General features: G+C 62.4%; 3 protein-coding genes. 1 reads left to right on the forward strand and 2 read right to left on the reverse strand.

The genetic code is table 11. From position 1 onward, the window contains the following. Nucleotides 1-6 precede the first annotated feature (6 nt). Nucleotides 7-2,163, reverse strand: a complete 2,157-nt coding sequence (locus LOY42_RS25615; protein ID WP_258599639.1) for a type I secretion system permease/ATPase — start codon at nt 2,161-2,163, stop codon at nt 7-9. A 44-nt stretch (nt 2,164-2,207) separates the two neighbouring features. Next, entirely contained in the window at nt 2,208-3,545 is a 1,338-nt protein-coding gene (locus LOY42_RS25620) for a TolC family outer membrane protein (RefSeq protein ID WP_102684990.1), read from the reverse strand. A gap of 349 nt (nt 3,546-3,894) precedes the next feature. On the opposite strand from LOY42_RS25620, the gene LOY42_RS25625 reads away from it, so the two are divergent. Continuing rightward, on the forward strand, nt 3,895-21,807 hold the full coding sequence (locus LOY42_RS25625) for an immunoglobulin-like domain-containing protein (protein ID WP_258599640.1): 17,913 nt from the start codon (nt 3,895-3,897) through the stop codon (nt 21,805-21,807). Nucleotides 21,808-21,929: the final 122 nt, after the last annotated feature.

Raw genomic sequence — 21,929 nt, forward strand, 5'->3', positions numbered from 1 at the left:
TCCAGCTTATGCAACACTGATCTGCCCCTTCTTCAGCGCATCCATGACGGCGGCTTTCGGGCCATCCGCGACGATCTGTCCACGATCGATGACGATCAACCGGTCCACCAGCGACAGCAGCGACGCCCGGTGGGTGACCAGCAGCACAGTCTTGTTCTCGATGACCGCGGCCAGGCGCTGTTTGAGGCGCTCCTCACCGGTGTTGTCCATGGCGCTGGTGGGTTCGTCGAGCAGCAGGATCTGCGGATTGAGCAGCAGTGCCCGCCCCAGGGCGACGTTCTGCCGCTGGCCACCGGAGAGGTTCTGCCCGCGCTCGCCGACCTGCAACTCGTAGCCGTCGGGGTGCAGGCGGGCGAATTCGTGCACGCCGGCCAACTCAGCGGCCTGCAAAATCAACTCGTCCTCGATGTAGCGGGCGCCACTGACCAGGTTGTCGCGCAGGGTGCCGGCCAACAGCTGGATATCCTGGGGCACATAGCCGATGTTGTGGCGCAGTTCGCTGACGTCGATCTGGCGGATGTCCACGCCATCGACCAACAGCGAGCCGTTGTCCGGCTCGTACAGGCCGACGATCAGCTTGGCCAGCGAGCTCTTGCCCGAGCCGCTGCGGCCGATGATGCCGACCTTCTCGCCTGGGCGGATGTTCAGGTTGATGCCCTTGAGCGCCTGGTTCTGCTGGTTCGGGTAGGTGAACTCGACGCCGCGGAACTCGATGGCGCCCTGCAGGACCTGGCGGCTCAGCGGACGCTCTTCGAAGTTGCGCTCCTGGGGCAGTTCCATCATCTGGTCGGTGGCGACCATGGTCACCTTCGCTTGCTGGTAGCGGGCCAGCAGGCCGTTCAGCGAGCCCAGCGGGCCAAGGGCGCGACCGCTGAGCATGTAGCAGGCCACCAGGCCGCCCATGCTGAGGTTGCCGTCGATGATCAGGTACACGCCCACGCAGATCATCGCCACGCCGGCCAACTGCTGGATCAGCAGGGTGATGTTCATGGCCAGGCCCGACAGCACCTTGACCCGCAGTTCCAGGCGGCTGAGGGTGCCGAGGGTCTGCTCCCACATGTACTGGCGCTCGCTCTCGGCGTTGTTGACCTTGATCCCGTCCAAGCCGGCCAGGGTCTCGATCAGGCTCGACTGGCGCTCGGAGGCCAGGGCCATGGTGCGTTCCATGGTCGCCATCAGCGGCTTCTGCAACGCGTAGCCGATACCCAGGGCCAAGGGGAAGGCAAGGACCGGGATCCACACCAGGTGCCCGCCGATGATGGCGATGACCATCAGGATCAGCAGGGTGAACGGCAGGTCGATCAGGCTGGTCAGCGTCAGCGAGGCGAGGAAGTCGCGCAGGCCCTGGAACTCATGGATGTTCTGGGCGAAGCTGCCGACCCGCGCCGGGCGGTACTTCATGGCCATGCCGACGATGCGCTCGAACAGCGTCGCCGAGATGATCAGGTCGGTCTTCTTGCCGGCCAGGTCCAGACAGAGACTGCGCAGCCCCTTCAGAATCAGGTCGAAGACATAGGCCCCGGCGATACCTACCGCCAGCACCCATAGCGTCGAGGTGGCCTGGTTGGGCACGACGCGGTCGTACACGTTCATCACGAACAGCGGCGCGGCCAGGGCGATCAGGTTGATCACCAGGCTGGCGGCGATGGCATCGATGTACAGCCATTTGCTGCGCAGCAGCGTGTCGCGGAACCAGGAGCGCGCGCGTGGGATCAGGTTGCCGTGGTTGACGTCGAACTTGTGCTGGGGCTGGGCGAAGAACACCTTGCCGCTGTAGTCGCCCTGCAACGCCTCACGGGTGACATGCACTTCGCCGCCGTCGCTCTCGCTGAGCAGCAGCCGCGCGGTGTCCTCGTTTTCCCAACCCAGCAGCACCGCGCAGCGGCCTTCCTTGAGCAGCAGCATCGCCGGCATGGCGATGCTGGGTATCTGCTCCAGCTTGCGCTGCAACAGGCGCCCCTGCAGCCCGGCCCGGGCGGCCGCACGCGGCAGCAGCCCGGCGGTCAGGCGTTGCGAGGGCAAGGGCAGCCCGGTGGTCAGCATGGCCCGGCTGGCGGGCTTCTGATGCAGGACACACAGGGTCAGCAGACTGTCCAGCAGCGGGTCGTCATGCTGACTGCGTGGATCGTGGCTGAGTTGGACTCGACTGACTTCGGATTCCACGCGGCGCTCTCTTCATCCTTGCGGGGGTGGGTTCAAGGCGCCTTTCAGTTCATGCCTGGCAGGTTCACCTTGGGTTTCAGGTCGTTCTGCACAACGGTGGCCATCGGGGCTACGACACCCTGGCTCTTGAGCAGCTGGCCAATGGTCGCCTTGATTCGGTACTGAGTAAACATTTGTATGTTCTTCACCTCTACCAGACGACGCTGGGCGGTGAAGGTTTCATTCTCGCTGTCGAGCAAGTCGAGCAGGGTTCGCTCGCCCAGGCCGAACTGCTGTTGGTAGGCGCTGCGCACCCGGTTGCTGTGATCGACGTACTGCTGTGCGATCGGCACCTGGGCGTTGGCGTTTTCCAGAGCATTCCATGCCAAGCCTAACTCCTCATTGAGCTGGCGCAAGGCGTTGTTGCGAATGTCCAGGGCCTGGTTGGCCAGATACGACTTCGATTCCAGGTCCGCCTTGTTGCTGCCGCCGGCGTACAGGTTGAAGTTCATGCGCAGCATGGCCTGCCACTCGTTGTTGTGGCCCACCGCGCCGTCGAGGTTGTTGTCGGCCGTTCGTCCGAGTTCGGCATCGAAACGCGGATAGAAAGTAGACTTTGCCGCTTCGTATTGCTTCTCGGCAGCCGCGATGTCCGACTCGGCCGAACGCAGGATCGGGCTCTCTTCGACCAGTTGGTGACGCGCCTCTTCGAGGGTGGCCGGCAGCAGGTCGACAAATGGCGCGGGCGTGCTTAACTCGTCGGGCATTTGCCCGACGACGCTCAGGTAGTTGGTGTTGGCATCGGCCAGGTTGGTCTGCTCGGTGATCAGGTTGTTGCGGGCCTGGGCCTGGCGCGCTTCAGCCTGGTCGAGGTCGGCCATGCGGCCTACGCCACGGCTGGTGCGCAACTTGATCTGGTCGAGGATGCGCTCATGGTTGCGCAGGTTTTCTTCGGCCAGGCGCACCATCTCACGGCGCGACAGGACGTCCAGGTAGACCTGGGCGACGGTCAGCGCGGTACGCTCGGAGGTGCCCAGCAATGAATAGGCGCGAGCGTTGACGGTGGCTTGTTGACGCCCGACCTCGCTGGAGGTGGCAAAACCGTCAAAGACCATCTGCCGCAGGCGGATCGCCGATTCGCCACGGTTGAGCGTCTCCCAGCGGTTGCGGGTGCTTGGGCTGTCGGTGCCCTCGCGGCCATAACCGGCCGTCACATCGACCCGCGGCAAATAGCCGCCCTGGGCTGCACGCAGTTGGTAATCCGCAGCCGTACGGGCGTTCACGCCGGCCTGGATTTCCGGGTGTACCTCGAGGGCCTTCTGCATGGCTTCAGGCAAGGTTTGTGCTTGAGCGAAAGAGGCGGCGAGAGCGAAAGGAAGAGCGGTGAACAGTGACGCACGCATTTTTACTGGTTCCCGAGAGAGCTGTTGTCCCAAATCACAATCGAAGCCGTGCCTGCCTTGGAAAATGGCGAACCCTGATCTGTATGTAGGAAGCTTCCGAATAGGCAGTGCGGATTAATACAAAAGAAAGGGCTTGGCTGGCCAAATATCAATGTGACATTACCTTGGCGATTGTTTAGGATGGCAGCCAGAAGGTCAATAGTTTGGCATAAACTTAATAGCCAGAAATTATAGACGTAAAATTGACGCAATTATGCGTCAAAAACATTATTGAAACATTCCATCAGTCGCCGCCTTCGTATGCCGGCCGGGCATGGAAGCCAACTGAACGGGTAGTCCGGAGAGTCCAATGAGCACTGTTGTTGCCATCGTCAAAAGCATTGTTGGCCAAGTCATCGCAGTTTCCCCAGAAGGCATCCGGCGCGTACTGATCGAAGGCGATCGCCTGCTTGCCGGTGAACAGGTAGACACCGGCACTGGCGGCGCGGTCACTCTGGAGCTGGCCGACGGCCGCCTGCTCGACCTCGGTCGCGACACCCAGTGGAGTGCCGACGCCCCCGACAGCAGCATCGACCTGAGCCAGGCCACCGCCCAAGCGGCGCCCTCGGTCGAGGAGCTGCAACAAGCCATCGCCGCCGGCGTCGACCCGACCACCGAACTGGAGGCCACCGCAGCCGGCCCGGCCGCGGCAGGCGGCGGTTCGGTAGGCGGCGGGCATAGCTTCGTCCTGCTCCAGGAAACCGCCGGGGTGGTCGACCCGACCATCGGCTTCCCCACCGGCCCAATAGGCTTTGCCAACGGGCTGGGTATCGATGAGCTGGGCGGGCTGGACGGCAACAACGCCAGTACCAACACCACCAACGCCCCGCTCACCACAGGCCTGACCCTGAGCGCCACTCCCACGATCACCGAGGCGGGTGGCGTAATTGTCTATACCGCCACCGTCGGCCAGCCACCGCTGACCAACCTGACCGTGACCCTGTCCAATGGCGCTGTCATCGTGATCCCGGCGGGCCAGACCACCGGCACCGTCAACGTCAATGTCCCGGCCAACGACACGCCCTACATCGATGGCGGCCAGATCTCCGCGACCATCACCGGGACCAGCGGCGGCAACGGCCTGATCGTCACGCCAAGCACCACGCCGGCGGTGACCGAGGTCACCGACACCATCGATACCACCACTGCCACGCTGACCGCCAACCCAAGCGTGACCGAAGGTGGCGTGATCACCTACACCGTGACCCTGACCAACCCGGCCCAGACTCCGGTCACCGTCACTCTGTCCAATGGCCAGACCGTCACCATCGAGGCTGGCAAGTCGTCCGGCAGCGTCGATTTCCAGACCCCGGCCAACGACGTCTATAACAACGGCAGTACTGTCAGTACCACGATCACGGAGGCAACGGGCGGCAACTTCGAGAAACTGGAGCCGAACCCGGCACCAGCGGAAACGAAGATCAACGACTCGATCGACACCACCACCGCCACTCTGACCGCGACTCCAAGCGTCACCGAAGGCGGCGTGATCACCTACACCGTGACCCTGACCAACCCGGCCCAGACTCCGGTCACAGTCACTCTGTCCAATGGCCAGACTATTACCGTCAAGGCCGGCGAAAGCACTGGCAGCGTCGACTTCCAGACCCCCGCTAACGACGTATTCGTCAACGGCAGCACGGTCAGCACCAGCATCACTGGTGTCACCGGTGGCAACTTCGAGAAGCTGGAACCCGACACTACGCCGACCCAGACCGTGATCAGCGACAGCATCGACACGGTGACCGTCAGCATCGCCAGCAATGGCAACGTGACCGAGACCGAACAGCCGACCTTCACTGTATCGGTCAGCCAGAAGCTCGACCATGACCTGACCGTGACCCTGTCCAATGGCGCCACTGTGGTCATCAGCGCCGGCCAGACCCAGGCCACCTACAGCCTGCCGGCCCAGGGCGACGACGTATTCAAGGACGCCGGCTCCGTGGCCCTCGGCGTGACCGATGCCAGCGTGGCGGGCAAGACCTTCGAGAGCCTGCAGTTGGGTGGCGATGCCACCGTGCAGATCACCGACACCGTCAGTGAAGTGGTCGCAACCCTCACTGCCGACAAAACCACTGTGTCCGAAGGTGGCCAGATCACCTACACCGTGACCCTGACCAATGCCCAGGGTCTGCCGGTCAGCGGCCATAATGGCCTGACCTTCACCCTGACCGATGGCACCAAGGTCACCATTCCGGCAGGCAGTGCCAGCGGGACCTTCACCATCACGGCTCCTGACGACGTATTCGTCGGCGGCCAGCCTTCGATCGTCAACAAGATTGAATCCGTTGCCGGTGGCGACAACTTCGAGAAGCTGACCCTCGGCGACAACTCGGTCACCACCACCGTGACCGACGAGCCAGGTACCGGCACTCCAGGCACCGACAACCAAGGCGACAAGGTCACCGTCACCATCGTCGGCAAGGGCGATGTCACCGAAGACCAGCAGCCGGCCTTCACCGTCAAGGTCAGCCAGAAGCTCGACCACGACTTGACCGTCACCCTGTCCAATGGCGACAAGGTGGTGATCCCTGCTGGCCAGACCGAAGCCGAGTACAAGGCCAAGGCCCAGGGCGATGACGTATTCAAGGATGGCGATACCCTGACTGTCGGCATCACCGATGCTGCCGTTGACGGCAAGTCCTTCGAGAACCTGGAACTGGGCGGCAACGCCTCGGTGCAGATCACCGACACCATCAGCGAAGTCGTCGCGACCCTGACCGCCGACAAGACCACTGTGTCGGAAGGTGGCCAGATCACTTACACCGTCACCCTGACCAATGCCCAGGGTCTGCCGGTTAATGGCCACAACGGCCTGACCTTCACCCTGACCGATGGCACCAAAGTCACCGTTCCGGCCGGCAGCGCCAGCGGTACCTTCACCATCACGGCTGCGGATGACGTGTTCGTCGGCGGCCAGCCTTCTATCGCCAACAAGATCGAGTCGGTCGCCGGTGGCGACAACTTCGAGAAGCTGACTCTCGGCGACAACACGGTCACCACGACCGTGACCGATGAGCCGGGCACTGGCACGCCAGGCACCGATAACCAGGGCGACAAAGTCACCGTCACCATCGTCGGCAAAGGCGATGTCACCGAAGACCAGCAACCGGCCTTCACCGTCAAGGTCAGCCAGAAGCTCGACCATGACCTCACCGTAACCCTGTCCAACGGCGACAAGGTGGTGATCCCAGCAGGCCAGACCGAAGCCGAATACAAGGCCAAGGCCCAGGGCGACGACGTCTTCAAAGACGGCGATACCCTGACTGTCGGCATCACCGATGCTGCCGTTGACGGCAAGTCCTTCGAGAACCTGGAACTGGGTGACAACGCCTCGGTTCAGATCACCGACACCATCAGCGAAGTGGTCGCAACCCTGACCGCAGACAAGACCACCGTCACCGAAGGTGGCCAGATCACCTACACCGTGACGCTGACCAACGCCCAGGGTCTGCCGGTCAACGGTCACAATGGCCTGACCTTCACTTTGACCGATGGCACCAAGGTCACCATTCCGGAAGGCAGTGCCAGCGGCACCTTCACCATCACCGCACCGGATGACGTGTTCGTCGGCGGCCAGCCTTCTATCGTCAACAAGATCGAATCGGTCGCCGGTGGCGACAACTTCGAGAAACTGACCCTCGGCGACAACTCGGTCACCACCACCGTGACTGACGAGCCAGGTACCGGCACCCCAGGCACCGATAACCAAGGCGACAAGGTCACCGTCACCATCGTCGGCAAAGGCGATGTCACCGAAGACCAGCAGCCAGCCTTCACCGTCAAGGTCAGCCAGAAGCTCGACCACGACCTGACTGTCACCCTGTCCAATGGCGACAAGGTGGTGATCCCTGCTGGCCAGACCGAAGCCGAGTACAAGGCCAAAGCCCAAGGTGATGACGTCTTCAAGGACGGCGATACCTTGACCGTCGGCATCACCGATGCTGCCGTTGACGGCAAAGCTTTCGAAAATCTGGAGCTGGGCGGTAACGCTTCCGTCCAGATCACCGACACCATCAGTGAGGTCGTCGCAACCCTGACTGCGGACAAGACCACCGTCAACGAAGGTGGCCAGATCACCTACACCGTGACCCTGACCAATGCCCAAGGTCTGCCGGTCAACGGCCACAATGGCCTGACCTTTACCCTGACCGATGGCACCAAGGTCACCGTTCCTGCCGGCAGTGCCAGCGGTACCTTCACCATCACCGCTCCTGACGACGTATTCGTCGGCGGCCAGCCGAGCATCGTCAACAAGATCGAATCGGTTGCCGGTGGCGACAACTTCGAGAAGCTGACCCTGGGTCAGGACGAAGTGAAGACCTCCGTCACAGACGAGCCAGGCACCGGCACTCCAGGCACCGACAACCAGGGCGACAAGGTCACCGTCACCATCGTCGGCAAAGGCGATGTCACCGAAGACCAGCAACCGGCCTTCACCGTCAAGGTCAGCCAGAAGCTCGACCACGACCTGACTGTCACCCTGTCCAATGGCGACAAGGTGGTGATCCCTGCTGGCCAGACCGAAGCCGAGTACAAGGCCAAAGCCCAAGGTGATGACGTCTTCAAGGACGGCGATACCTTGACCGTCGGCATCACCGATGCTGCTGTCGATGGCAAGGCCTTCGAGAACCTGGAACTGGGTGGCAACGCCTCGGTGCAGATCACCGACACCATCAGTGAAGTGGTCGCGACCCTCACCGCTGACAAGACCACCGTGTCCGAGGGCGGCCAGATCACCTACACCGTCACCCTGACCAATGCCCAGGGCCTGTCGATCACCGGCCATAACGGCCTGACCTTCACCCTGACCGATGGCACCAAAGTCACCATTCCGGCGGGCAGCGCCAGCGGCACCTTCACCATCACCGCACCGGATGACGTGTTCGTCGGCGGCCAGCCGAGCATCGTCAACAAGATCGAATCGGTCGCCGGTGGCGACAACTTCGAGAAACTGACCCTCGGCGACAACTCGCTCACCACCACCGTGACCGACGAGCCAGGTACCGGCACTCCAGGCACCGACAACCAGGGCGACAAGGTCACCGTCACCATCGTCGGCAAGGGCGATGTCACCGAAGACCAGCAGCCAGCCTTCACCGTCAAGGTCAGCCAGAAACTGGACCATGACCTGACCGTGACCCTGTCGAACGGCGACAAAGTCGTCATTCCAGCCGGTCAGACCGAAGCCGAGTACAAAGCCAAAGCCCAGGGCGACGACGTCTTCAAAGACGGCGACACCCTGACTGTCGGCATCACCGATGCTGCCGTTGACGGCAAGTCCTTCGAGAATCTGGAACTGGGTGGCAACGCCTCGGTGCAGATCACCGACACCATCAGTGAAGTGGTCGCGACCCTGACCGCCGACAAGACCACCGTCACCGAAGGCGGCCAGATCACCTACACCGTGACCCTGACCAACGCTCAGGGGCTGCCGGTCAATGGCCACAACGGCCTGACCTTTACCCTGACCGATGGCACCAAGGTCACCATTCCGGCCGGCAGTGCCAGCGGCACCTTCACCATTACCGCTGCGGACGACGTATTCGTCGGCGGTCAGCCGAACATCGTCAACAAGATCGAGTCGGTTGCCGGTGGCGACCACTTCGAGAAGCTGACCCTCGGCGACAACTCGGTTACTACAACCGTGACCGATGAGCCGGGTACTGGCACCCCAGGCACCGATAACCAAGGCGACAAGGTCACCGTCACCATCGTCGGCAAAGGCGATGTCACCGAAGACCAGCAGCCAGCCTTCACCGTCAAGGTCAGCCAGAAACTGGACCACGACCTGACCGTAACCCTGTCGAACGGCGACAAAGTCGTCATCCCAGCCGGTCAGACCGAAACCGAGTACAAAGCCAAAGCCCAGGGTGACGACGTCTTCAAAGACGGCGATACCCTGACTGTCGGCATCGCCGATGCCGCTGTCGATGGCAAGGCCTTCGAGAACCTGGAGCTGGGTGGCAACGCCTCGGTACAGATCACCGACACCATCAGCGAAGTCGTCGCAACCCTGACCGCCGACAAGACCACCGTCACCGAAGGTGGCCAGATCACTTACACCGTGACCCTGACCAATGCCCAGGGTCTGCCAGTCAACGGCCACAATGGCCTGACCTTCACTTTGACCGATGGCACCAAGGTCACTATTCCTGCGGGTAGTGCCAGCGGCACCTTCACCATCACCGCGCCGGACGACGTGTTTGTCGGCGGTCAGCCTTCGATCGTCAACAAGCTCGAAAGCGTCAGCGGCGCGGATAGCTTCGAGAAGCTCACGCTCGGCAAGGACACCCTCACCACGACCGTGACCGATGAGCCAGGTACTGGCACGCCCGGCACTGGCAACGAAGGCGACAAGGTTTCCGTGACCATAGTTGGCAACGGCGCAGTCACCGAAGATCAGCAGCCGTCGTTCACCGTCAAGGTCAGCCAGAAACTCGGTCAGGACCTGACCGTAACCCTGAGCAACGGCGATAAAGTGGTGATCCCTGCGGGTCAAACCCAGGTTGAGTACAAGGCTACTGCCCAAGGCGATGACGTCTTCAAGGATGGCGACACCCTCACCGTCGGCATTTCCGATGCGTCGGTCACCGGCAAGACCTTCGAGAACCTGGAACTGGGCGGCAACGCCTCGGTGCAGATCACCGACACCATCAGCGAAGTCGTCGCAACCCTGACCGCTGACAAAACCACCGTCACCGAAGGCGGCCAGATCACCTACACCGTGACGCTGACCAACGCCCAGGGTCTGCCGGTTAACGGTCACAATGGCCTGACCTTCACTTTGACCGATGGCACCAAGGTCACTATTCCTGCGGGCAGTGCTAGCGGTACCTTCACCATCACCGCTCCGGATGACGTGTTCGTTGGTGGTCAACCAACCATCACCAACAAGCTGGAAGGCGTCACCGGCGCCGACAACTTCGAAAAACTGACCTTGGGTCAGGACGAAGTGAAGACCTCCGTCACTGACGAGCCGGGCACCGGCACTCCAGGCACCGACAACCAGGGCGACAAGGTCACCGTCACCATCGTCGGCAAAGGCGATGTCACCGAAGACCAGCAACCGGCCTTCACCGTCAAGGTCAGCCAGAAGCTCGACCATGACCTCACCGTAACCCTGTCCAACGGCGACAAGGTGGTGATCCCAGCAGGCCAGACCGAAGCCGAATACAAGGCCAAGGCCCAGGGCGACGACGTCTTCAAAGACGGCGATACCCTGACTGTCGGCATCACCGATGCTGCCGTCGATGGCAAGGCCTTCGAGAACCTGGAACTGGGCGGCAACGCCTCGGTGCAGATCACCGACACCATCAGTGAAGTGGTCGCGACCCTCACCGCCGACAAGACTACCGTCACCGAAGGTGGCCAGATCACCTACACCGTGACGCTGACCAATGCCCAGGGCCTGGCGGTCACCGGCCATAACGGCCTGACCTTCACCCTGACCGATGGCACCAAAGTCACCGTTCCGGCCGGCAGCGCCAGCGGGACCTTCACCATCACCGCCCCGAGCGACGTATTCGTCGGCGGCCAGCCCTCGATCGTGAACAAGCTCGAAGGTGTCAGCGGCGCGGACAACTTCGAGAAGCTGACGCTCGGCAAGGAGACACTCACCACTACCGTCACTGATGATCCGGATACCGGCAACAAGGTATCTGTCACCATCGTCAGCAACGGCGATGTCACCGAAGACCTGCAGCCGTCCTTTACCGTCAAGGTCAACCAGAAGCTGGACCAGGATCTCACCGTCACCCTGAGCAATGGCGCCAAGGTGGTGATTCCGGCTGGCCAGACCCAGGTCGAGTACAAGGCGGATGCCCAGGGCGATGACGTCTTCAAGGATGGCAGTTCGCTGACCGTCGGCATCACGGATGCAGTCGTTGATGGCAAGACCTTCGAGAACCTGCAGCTGGGTGGCGATGCCACCGTGCAGATCACCGATACCGTCAGCGAAGTCGTCGCGACACTGACCGCCGACAAGACCACCGTCACCGAAGGTGGCCAGATCACTTACACCGTCACCCTGACCAATGCCCAGGGTCTGCCGGTTAATGGCCACAACGGCCTGACCTTCACCCTGACCGATGGCACCAAGGTCACCGTACCGGCCGGCAGCGCCAGCGGCACCTTCACCATTACCGCACCGGATGACGTGTTCGTCGGCGGCCAGCCGAGCATCGTCAACAAGATCGAATCGGTCGCCGGTGGCGACAACTTCGAGAAGCTGACCCTCGGCGACAACTCGGTCACCACCACCGTGACTGACGAGCCAGGTACCGGCACTCCAGGCACCGACAACCAGGGCGACAAGGTCACCGTCACCATCGTCGGCAAAGGCGATGTCACCGAAGACCAGCAGCCAAGCTTCACCGTCAAGGTCAGCCAGAAACTCGACCATGACCTGACCGTGACCCTGTCGAACGGCGACAAGGTCGTCATTCCAGCCGGTCAGACCGAAACCGAGTACAAAGCCAAAGCCCAGGGTGACGACGTCTTCAAGGATGGCGACACCCTGACTGTCGGCATCACCGATGCTGCCGTCGATGGCAAGGCCTTCGAGAACCTGGAGCTGGGTGGCAACGCATCGGTGCAGATCACCGACACCATCAGTGAAGTGGTCGCGACCCTCACCGCTGACAAGACCACCGTCACCGAAGGTGGCCAGATCACCTATACCGTGACCCTGACCAATGCCCAGGGTCTGCCGGTCAACGGCCACAATGGCCTGACCTTCACTTTGACCGATGGCACCAAGGTCAATATTCCTGCGGGTAGTGCCAGCGGCACCTTCATCATCACCGCGCCGGACGACGTGTTTGTCGGCGGTCAGCCTTCGATCGTCAACAAGCTCGAAAGCGTCAGCGGCGCGGATAGCTTCGAGAAGCTCACGCTCGGCAAGGACACCCTCACCACGACCGTGACCGATGAGCCAGGTACTGGCACGCCCGGCACTGGCAACGAAGGCGACAAGGTTTCCGTGACCATCGTTGGCAACGGCGCGGTCACCGAAGACCAGCAACCAAGCTTCACCGTCAAGGTCAGCCAGAAACTCGGTCAGGACCTGACCGTAACCCTGAGCAACGGCGATAAAGTCGTGATCCCTGCGGGTCAAACCCAGGTTGAGTACAAGGCCACTGCCCAAGGCGATGACGTCTTCAAGGATGGCGACACCCTCACCGTCGGCATTTCCGATGCGTCGGTCACCGGCAAGACCTTCGAGAACCTCGAGCTCGGCGGCAACGCCAGCGTTGAGATCAACGACACCGTCAGCGAAGTGGTCGCAACCCTGACCGCCGACAAGACTACCGTCAGCGAAGGCGGCCCAATCACCTACACCGTCACCCTGACCAACGCCCAGGGCCTGTCGGTCACCGGCCACAACGGCCTGACCTTCACCCTGACCGACGGCACCAAGGTCACCGTGCCAGCGGGCAGCGCCACCGGCACCATCACCATCAATGCGCCGGACGACGTATTCGTCGGCGGTCAGCCGACCATCACCAACAAACTGGAAGGCGTGACTGGTGCCGACAACTTCGAAAAACTGACCCTGGGTCAGGACGAAGTGAAGACCTCCGTCACCGACGAGCCAGGCACCGGCACTCCGGGCACCGGCAACGAAGGTGACAAAGTCTCCGTCACCATCGTCGGCAACGGCGCGGTCACCGAAGACCAGCAGCCAAGCTTCACCGTCAATGTCAGCCAGAAACTCGGTCAGGACCTGACCGTAACCCTGAGCAACGGCGATAAAGTCGTGATCCCAGCGGGTCAAACCCAGGTTGAGTACAAGGCGACCGCCCAAGGCGATGACGTCTTCAAGGATGGCGACACCCTGACCGTAGGGATTTCCGACGCCTCGGTCACCGGCAAGACCTTCGAGAACCTCGAGCTCGGCGGCAACGCCAGCGTTCAGATCAACGACACCATCAGCGAAGTCGTAGCGACCCTGACCGCCGACAAGACCACCGTCACCGAAGGCGGCCAGATCACCTACACCGTGACCCTGACCAATGCCCAGGGTCTGCCGGTCAACGGCCACAACGGCCTGACCTTTACCCTGACCGATGGCACCAAGGTCACCATTCCGGCCGGCAGTGCCAGCGGCACCTTCACCATCACCGCTGCGGACGACGTATTTGTCGGTGGCCAGCCGAGCATCGTCAACAAGATCGAATCGGTTGCCGGTGGCGACAACTTCGAGAAGCTGACCCTCGGCGACAACTCGGTTACCACAACCGTGACCGATGAGCCGGGTACTGGCACGCCAGGCACCGACAACCAGGGCGACAAGGTCACCGTCACCATCGTCGGCAAAGGCGATGTCACCGAAGACCAGCAGCCAGCCTTCACCGTCAAGGTCAGCCAGAAGCTCGACCACGACCTGACCGTAACCCTGTCGAACGGCGACAAAGTCGTCATTCCAGCCGGTCAGACCGAAACCGAGTACAAAGCCAAAGCCCAGGGTGACGACGTCTTCAAGGATGGCGACACCCTGACTGTCGGCATCACCGATGCTGCCGTCGATGGCAAGGCCTTCGAGAACCTGGAGCTGGGTGGCAACGCATCGGTGCAGATCACCGACACCATCAGTGAAGTGGTCGCGACCCTCACCGCTGACAAGACCACCGTCACCGAAGGTGGCCAGATCACCTATACCGTGACCCTGACCAATGCCCAGGGCCTGTCGGTCACCGGCCATAACGGCCTGACCTTCACCCTGACCGATGGCACCAAAGTCACCATTCCGGCCGGCAGCGCCAGCGGCACCTTCACCATCACGGCCCCGGACGACGTGTTCGTTGGCGGTCAGCCTGCGATCGTCAACAAGATCGAAGGCGTCAGCGGCGCAGAAAACTTCGAGAAACTCACCCTCGGCGACAACACGCTCACCACGACCGTGACCGACGAGCCAGGCACCGGCACTCCAGGTACCGATAACCAAGGCGACAAGGTCACCGTCACCATCGTCGGCAACGGCAATGTCACCGAAGACCAGCAGCCGTCGTTCACCGTCAAGGTCAGCCAGAAACTGGCGCAGGACCTGACCGTGACCCTGAGCAATGGCGACAAGGTCGTAATCCCCGCCGGTCAGACCCAGACCGAGTACAAGGCTGCCGCCCAGGGCGACGACGTGTTCAAGGACGGCAGCTCGCTGACCGTCGGCATCACCGACGCCGCAGTCACCGGCAAGACCTTCGAAAACCTGGAGCTCGGTGGCAACGCCACTGTGCAGATCACCGATACCATCAGTGAAGTCGTCGCGACCCTCACCGCCGACAAGACCACTGTGTCCGAAGGTGGCCAGATCACCTATACCGTGACCCTGACCAACGCCCAGGGTCTGTCGGTCACTGGTCACAATGGCCTGACCTTCACCCTGTCCGACGGTACCAAGGTCACCATCCCGGCCGGCAACGCTACCGGCACAGCCACCATCAATGCACCGGACGATGTGTTCGTCGGCGGCCAGGCGACCATCAGCAACAAACTGGTGACCGTCAGCGGTGCCGACAACTTCGAGAAACTGACCCTCGGCCAAGGTGAGGTGCAGACCTCCGTGACCGACGAGCCGGGCACTGGAACCCCGGGCACCGACAACCAGGGCGACAAGGTGTCCGTCACCATCGTCGGCAATGGCAATGTCACCGAGGACCAGCAGCCCTCGTTCACCGTCAAGGTCAGCCAGAAGCTTGGATACGACCTGACTGTCACCCTGTCCAACGGCGACAAGGTGGTGATCCCGGCCGGTCAGACCCAGACCGAGTACAAGGCTGCCGCCCAGGGCGACGACGTGTTCAAGGACGGCAGCTCGCTGACCGTCGGCATCACCGATGCCACGGTTCCGGGCCATACCTTCGAAAACCTGGAGCTGGGTGGCAATGCCACCGTGCAGATCACCGACACCATCAGTGAAGTCGTGGCCACCTTGTCCGCCGACAAGACCACCGTGTCCGAAGGCGGCCAGGTCACCTACACCGTGACCCTGACCAACGCCCAGGGCCTGTCGGTCACCGGCCACAATGGCCTGACCTTCACCCTCACCGATGGCACCAAGGTCAGCATCCCGGCCGGCAGCGCCACTGGCACCGCCACCATCAATGCGCCGGACGACGTGTTCGTCGGTGGTCAGCCGACCATCAGCAACAAGATCACCGGCGTCACCGGCGCGGACAACTTCGAGAAGCTGACCCTGGGTCAGAACGAAGTGAAGACCTCCGTCACTGATGAGCCGGGCTCGGGCACACCAGGCACCGGCAACCAGGGTGACAAGGTTTCGGTCACCATCGTCGGCAATGGCAACGTTACCGAAGACCAGCAACCGTCGTTCACCGTCAAGGTCAGCCAGAAACTGGCGCAGGACCTGACCGTGACCCTGTCCAACGGCGCCAAGGTGGTGATCCCCGCCGGCCAGACCCAGGTCGAGTACAAAGCCGCCGCCCAGGGCGACGACGTGTTCAAGGACGGCAGCTCGATGACCGTCGGCATCACCGACGCCGCAGTTACCGGCAAGACCTTCGAGAACCTCGAACTGGGCGGCAACGCCACCGTGCAGATCAACGACACCATCAGTGAAGTGGTCGCCACGCTGTCCGCTGACAAGACCACCGTCGCCGAGGGCGGCCAGGTCACCTACACCGTGACCCTGACCAACGCCCAAGGCTTGTCGGTAGTCGGCCACAACGGCCTGACCTTCACCCTTTCCGATGGCACCAAGGTCACCATCCCGGCCGGCAGTGCCACCGGTACCGCCACCATCAACGTGCCGGACGACGTGTTCATCGGCGGCCAAGCCACCATCAGCAACAAGATCACCGGTGTCACCGGCGCCGACAACTTCGAGAAACTGACCCTGGGTCAGAATGAAGTGAAGACTTCCGTCACCGACGAGCCGGGCTCGGGCACTCCAGGCACCGGCAACCAGGGCGATAAGGTCTCGGTCACCATCGTCGGCAACGGCGATGTCAACGAAGCCCAGCAGCCATCGTTCACCGTCAAGGTCAGCCAGAAGCTCGACCAGGACCTGACCGTCACCCTGAGCAATGGTGCCAAGGTGGTGATTCCCGCCGGCCAGACCCAGGTCGAATACAAGGCGCCGATCCAGGGCGACGATGTGTTCAAGGACGGCGGCCCGCTCACCGTTGGCATCAGCGATGCCAGCGTGGTCGGCAAGACCTTCGAGAACCTCGAGCTCGGCGGCAGCGCCACCGTGCAGATCAACGACACCATCAGTGAAGTCGTGGCCACCTTGTCCGCCGACAAGACCACCGTGTCCGAAGGCGGCCAGATCACCTATACCGTGACCCTGACCAATACCCAGGGCCTGTCGGTCACCGGCCACAACGGCCTGACCTTCACCCTTTCCGATGGCACCAAGGTCACCATCCCGGCCGGCAGCGCCACTGGCACCGCAACCATCAATGCGCCGGACGACGTGTTCGTCGGTGGTCAGCCAACCATCAACAACAAAATCACCGGCGTCACCGGCGCCGACAACTTCGAAAAACTGACCCTCGGCCAGAACGAAGTGAAGACCTCCGTCACCGACGAGCCAGGTTCGGGCACGCCGGGCACCGGTAACCAGGGCGACAAGGTCTCGGTCACCATCGTCGGCAATGGCAACGTCACCGAAGACCAGCAACCGTCGTTCACCGTCAAAGTCAGCCAGAAGCTGGCGCAGGACCTGACCGTGACCCTGAGCAACGGCGCCAAGGTGGTGATCCCGGCTGGCCAGACCCAAGTCGAGTACAAGGCCGCCGCCCAGGGCGATGACGTGTTCAAGGACGGCGACACCCTCACCGTCGGCATCTCCGATGCGTCGGTCACCGGCAAGACCTTCGAAAACCTCGAGCTCGGCGGCAACGCCAGCGTTCAGATCAACGACACCGTCAGCGAAGTGGTCGCCACCCTGTCTGCAGACAAGACGACTGTCAGCGAAGGCGGCCAGGTCACCTACACCGTAACGTTGACCAACGCCCAGGGCCTGTCGGTCACCGGCCACAACGGCCTGACTTTCACCCTGACCGATGGCACCAAAGTCAGCATCCCGGCCGGCAGCGCCACTGGCACCGCAACCATCAATGCGCCGGACGACGTGTTCGTCGGTGGTCAGCCAACCATCAACAACAAGATCACCGGCGTCACCGGCGCGGACAACTTCGAGAAGCTGACCCTGGGTCAGAACGAAGTGAAGACCTCCGTCACTGACGAGCCGGGCTCGGGCACACCAGGCACCGGCAACCAGGGTGACAAGGTCTCGGTCACCATCGTCGGCAATGGCAACGTTACCGAAGACCAGCAGCCTAGCTTCACCGTCAAGGTCAGCCAGAAACTGGCGCAGGACCTGACCGTGACCCTGTCCAACGGCGCCAAGGTGGTGATCCCGGCTGGCCAGACCCAGGTCGAGTACAAGGCCGCCGCCCAGGGCGACGATGTGTTCAAGGACGGCAGCTCGCTGACCGTCGGCATCACTGACGCCGCAGTTACCGGCAAGACCTTCGAGAACCTCGAACTGGGCGGCAACGCCACCGTGCAGATCAACGACACCATCAGTGAAGTGGTCGCCACGCTGTCCGCTGACAAGACCACCGTCGTCGAGGGCGGCCAGGTCACCTACACCGTGACCCTGACCAACGCCCAAGGCTTGTCGGTAATCGGCCACAACGGCCTGACCTTCACCCTGACCGATGGCACCAAAGTCAGCATCCCGGCTGGCAGTGCCAGCGGTACCTTCACCATTACCGCCAAGGACGATCCGTACCTCGGTGGCCAGCCGAACATCGTCAACAAGATCGAGTCGGTCGCTGGTGGCGACAACTTCGAGAAACTGACCTTGGGCAGCAACACCGTCACCACCAGCGTTACCGACGAGCCGAGCGGCCAGGGCGACCTGACCACCGTCGGCATCAGCGGCGACACCTCGGTGACCGAAGGCGACACCGCCCACTACAACCTGACCCTGAGCAACCCGTCGAAGTCCGAGGTGACCATCACCCTGACCTACAGCGGCACCGCCACCGACGGCCAGGACTTCACCGGTGTGGTCACCGTGAAGATCCCGGCCGGCAGCAGCGGCACCACCTTCGACATCAAGACCATCGACGACAAGCTGGTCGAGGGCTCGGAGAACTTCACAGTCAAGATCAGCGGTGCCACGGGCGGCGGCTTCGAGAACCTGCAGGTCGACGCCGGCAAGTCCAGCGTCACCACCACCATCATCGACAACGACCATGCGCCGGTGTCGACCGGCGGCGCGGTGACCGGCAGCGAAGACACCGACTACGTGTTCAAGTGGGGCGACTTCAACGTCAGCGACGCCGATGGCAACACTGGTCTTTCGGTGACCATCAGCAAGCTGCCGGACCTGGGCGGCCTGAAGTTCTTCAACGGCACCTCGTGGGTCGATGTCTCGCTCAACCAGAATATCAGCCAGGCTGACATCGCCGCCGGCAAGCTCAAGTTCGTGCCGCTGGCCAACCAGTCGGGCGTCGACGGCTATGGCGGCAGCGGCGTGGGCAACAAGCAGGCCGACTACGCGCAGATCAAGTACAAGCCCAACGACGGCACCAACGCCGGCGGCGAAGTGACCATGAAGGTCGATATCGCGCCTGTGGCCGATAAGCCTGACCTGAACATCGGCAACAACAACGTCAACTCCATCGGCCTGCTCAAGGAAACCTGGAACAGCCTCTCCGGCCTTGGCAGCAATGGCAACGGCATCACCGGCGACGCGCTGAAGAACGTCTTCGCCAATGCCGGCAACGCCAGCAAGAGCGAGACCGTCACCGGTGTCGACACCGTTGCCAGCGTGACTGCGGGCAGCGGCTCGAAGACTTCCGGCCTGATCTACCTGGAAGCCGGCAAGACCTACGCGTTCAGCGGCACCGCCGATGACAGCCTGCAGATCGTAGTGGGCGGCAAGAACGTCGCCAGCGGCACCTGGGGCTCGGCCAGCGGCGCCATCTCCGGCAGCTTCACCCCGACCACCAGCGGCTACTACACCCTGGAGATCTACAACGCCAACCAGGCCGGCCCCGGCAGCCTGGACGTCAACATCAAGGTGGGCAACGGCGCGGTCACCGACCTCAACAGCTCGAACATCCCGATGTACCCGAGCGTCAAGGACCTTAACAATGCCGGCGTCACCGTTGGCGACCTGCACGGCAGCAACAACCAGGGCTACTACGACGGTTACAAGCTCAACGAAGGCAGCGAGAACGGCGCCCCGGTCAAGCTGGTGGGCATCAGCACCAACCTCACCGACACCGACGGCTCCGAGTCCCTGAGCGTCAAGCTCAGCGGCATCCCGGCAGGCTCGGTGCTGGCCGATAATGCCGGCCATACCTTCACCGTCGGCAAGGACGCGGTGGACGTTACCGGCTGGAACCTGGGCAGCCTGACCATCAAGCCGCCGGCCTACTACCAGGGCCAGTTTGACGTGAAGGTCAGCTCGACCTCCACCGAGAGCGTCGGCGGCAGCACCGCGACCAGCGAAGGCACCATCAAGGTCACCGTCTACCCGCAGGCCTACACCACCAGCAACCTGTCCTCGGACAGCGACAACATCACCGGCACCGACGGCAACGATGTAGTGGTTGCCGACGTCACCGGCCTGCACGTGGTGCCGGGCCAGGACTACAACCTCGCCTTCATCGTCGACACCTCGGGCAGCATGGGTTCGTCCGGCGTGGACGCGGCGAAGAAATCCCTGGAATCGGTGTTCAAGACCCTGACCGCCAGCGTCAAGGGCGACCAGTCGGGTACCGTGAACATCCTCCTGGTGGACTTCGCCACCCAGGTCAAGAGCAGCGTTTCGGTGACCCTGAACGATGCCGGCCTGCAACAGTTGCTCAATGCCCTGAACAACCTGCGGGCAGACGGCGGTACCAACTACGAGGACGCCTTCAAGACCACCGCCAACTGGTTCCAGAACCTCAAGGATGGTGGCAATACCGGCAGCAACCAGACGTTCTTCATCACCGATGGCAAGCCGACCTACTACCAGACCAACGAGAACTCCAACCCGACCCTGGGCACCTCGGGCATCACCCTGGACACCTTCCTGGCTTCGATCAACTACAAGCCGGGCATGGCGTACAACGGCTACATCGACAGCAGCAACACCAACTACGTCAGCATCGACAACGCCGGTAACCTGCAAGTGCAGTACTACCGCAACGGTTGGAAATACGGCGTATCGGGCGAGCTGCACGCGGAAGGTAACGGCACCTACGAGCTGTCTTCGCGTGGTGGCTACGGCAACTACACAGACAACGCGGCCCTGAACAACTCGATGGACAGCTTCAAGCTCCTGTCAGGCTTGTCCACCGTCGAGGCCATCGGCCTCAACAACGGCGTCAACACCAACGACCTGAAACCGTACGACACCGACGGCAAGCCGCAGACCAACATCGACCCGAGCAAGCTGGCCGAGGCCATCCTCGGCCATACCGAAGTTACCCAACCGGGCAACGACACGGTCAATGGTGGCGACGGCAACGACATCATCTTCGGCGACCTGATGGTCTTCGACGGTGTTGCCGGTACCGGTGTCGAGGCGATCCGCGGCTATGTCGCCGACAAGCTGGGCGTAGACGCGGGCAGCGTGGACGCACGGGCGATGCACAAGTACATCACCGAGCACTACACCGAGTTCGACGTCTCACGCAGCAACGACGGCGCCGACACCCTGCTTGGCGGCAACGGCAACGACATCATCTTCGGCCAGGGTGGCAACGACTACATCGACGGCGGCAAGGGCAACGACATCCTGCTCGGCGGCACCGGCAACGACACCCTGCTCGGCGGTGAAGGCAACGACATCCTGTTTGGCGGTGCAGGCAATGACATCCTCATCGGCGGCAAGGGCGATGACATCATGACCGGTGGCAGTGGTGCCGACACCTTCGTGTGGAAGGCCGGCGACCTGGGCAATGACGTGATCAAGGACTTCAAGGCAAGCGAAGGCGACCGCCTCGACCTGAGCGACCTGCTCCAGGGCGAGAAGGCCAGCACCATCGACAACTTCCTGAAGATCACCACGGTCAATGGCGAGTCGACCCTGCAAGTCAGCACCGAAGGCAAGCTCAACGCCGCCGGCGGCCTGGCCAACGCCGATGTGAGCATCAAGCTTGAAGGGGTCAACTGGTCCAACACCACGATCAACTCGTTGATCAGCGGTGGCGACCCGACCATCAAGATCGACAACTCCAACAGCTGATCCCCACCCCCGCGGCAGCCGGCAACGGCCGCCGCGTCGGGGGCGGGCTTTCCCCGCCAACGCTTCACGCGCATACTCGTGCACCGGGCCTACACGCCCGGTGAACTTTGCCTATGCTGCTG

It is taken from the genome of Pseudomonas sp. B21-023, assembly GCF_024749165.1.
Lineage (GTDB): Bacteria > Pseudomonadota > Gammaproteobacteria > Pseudomonadales > Pseudomonadaceae > Aquipseudomonas.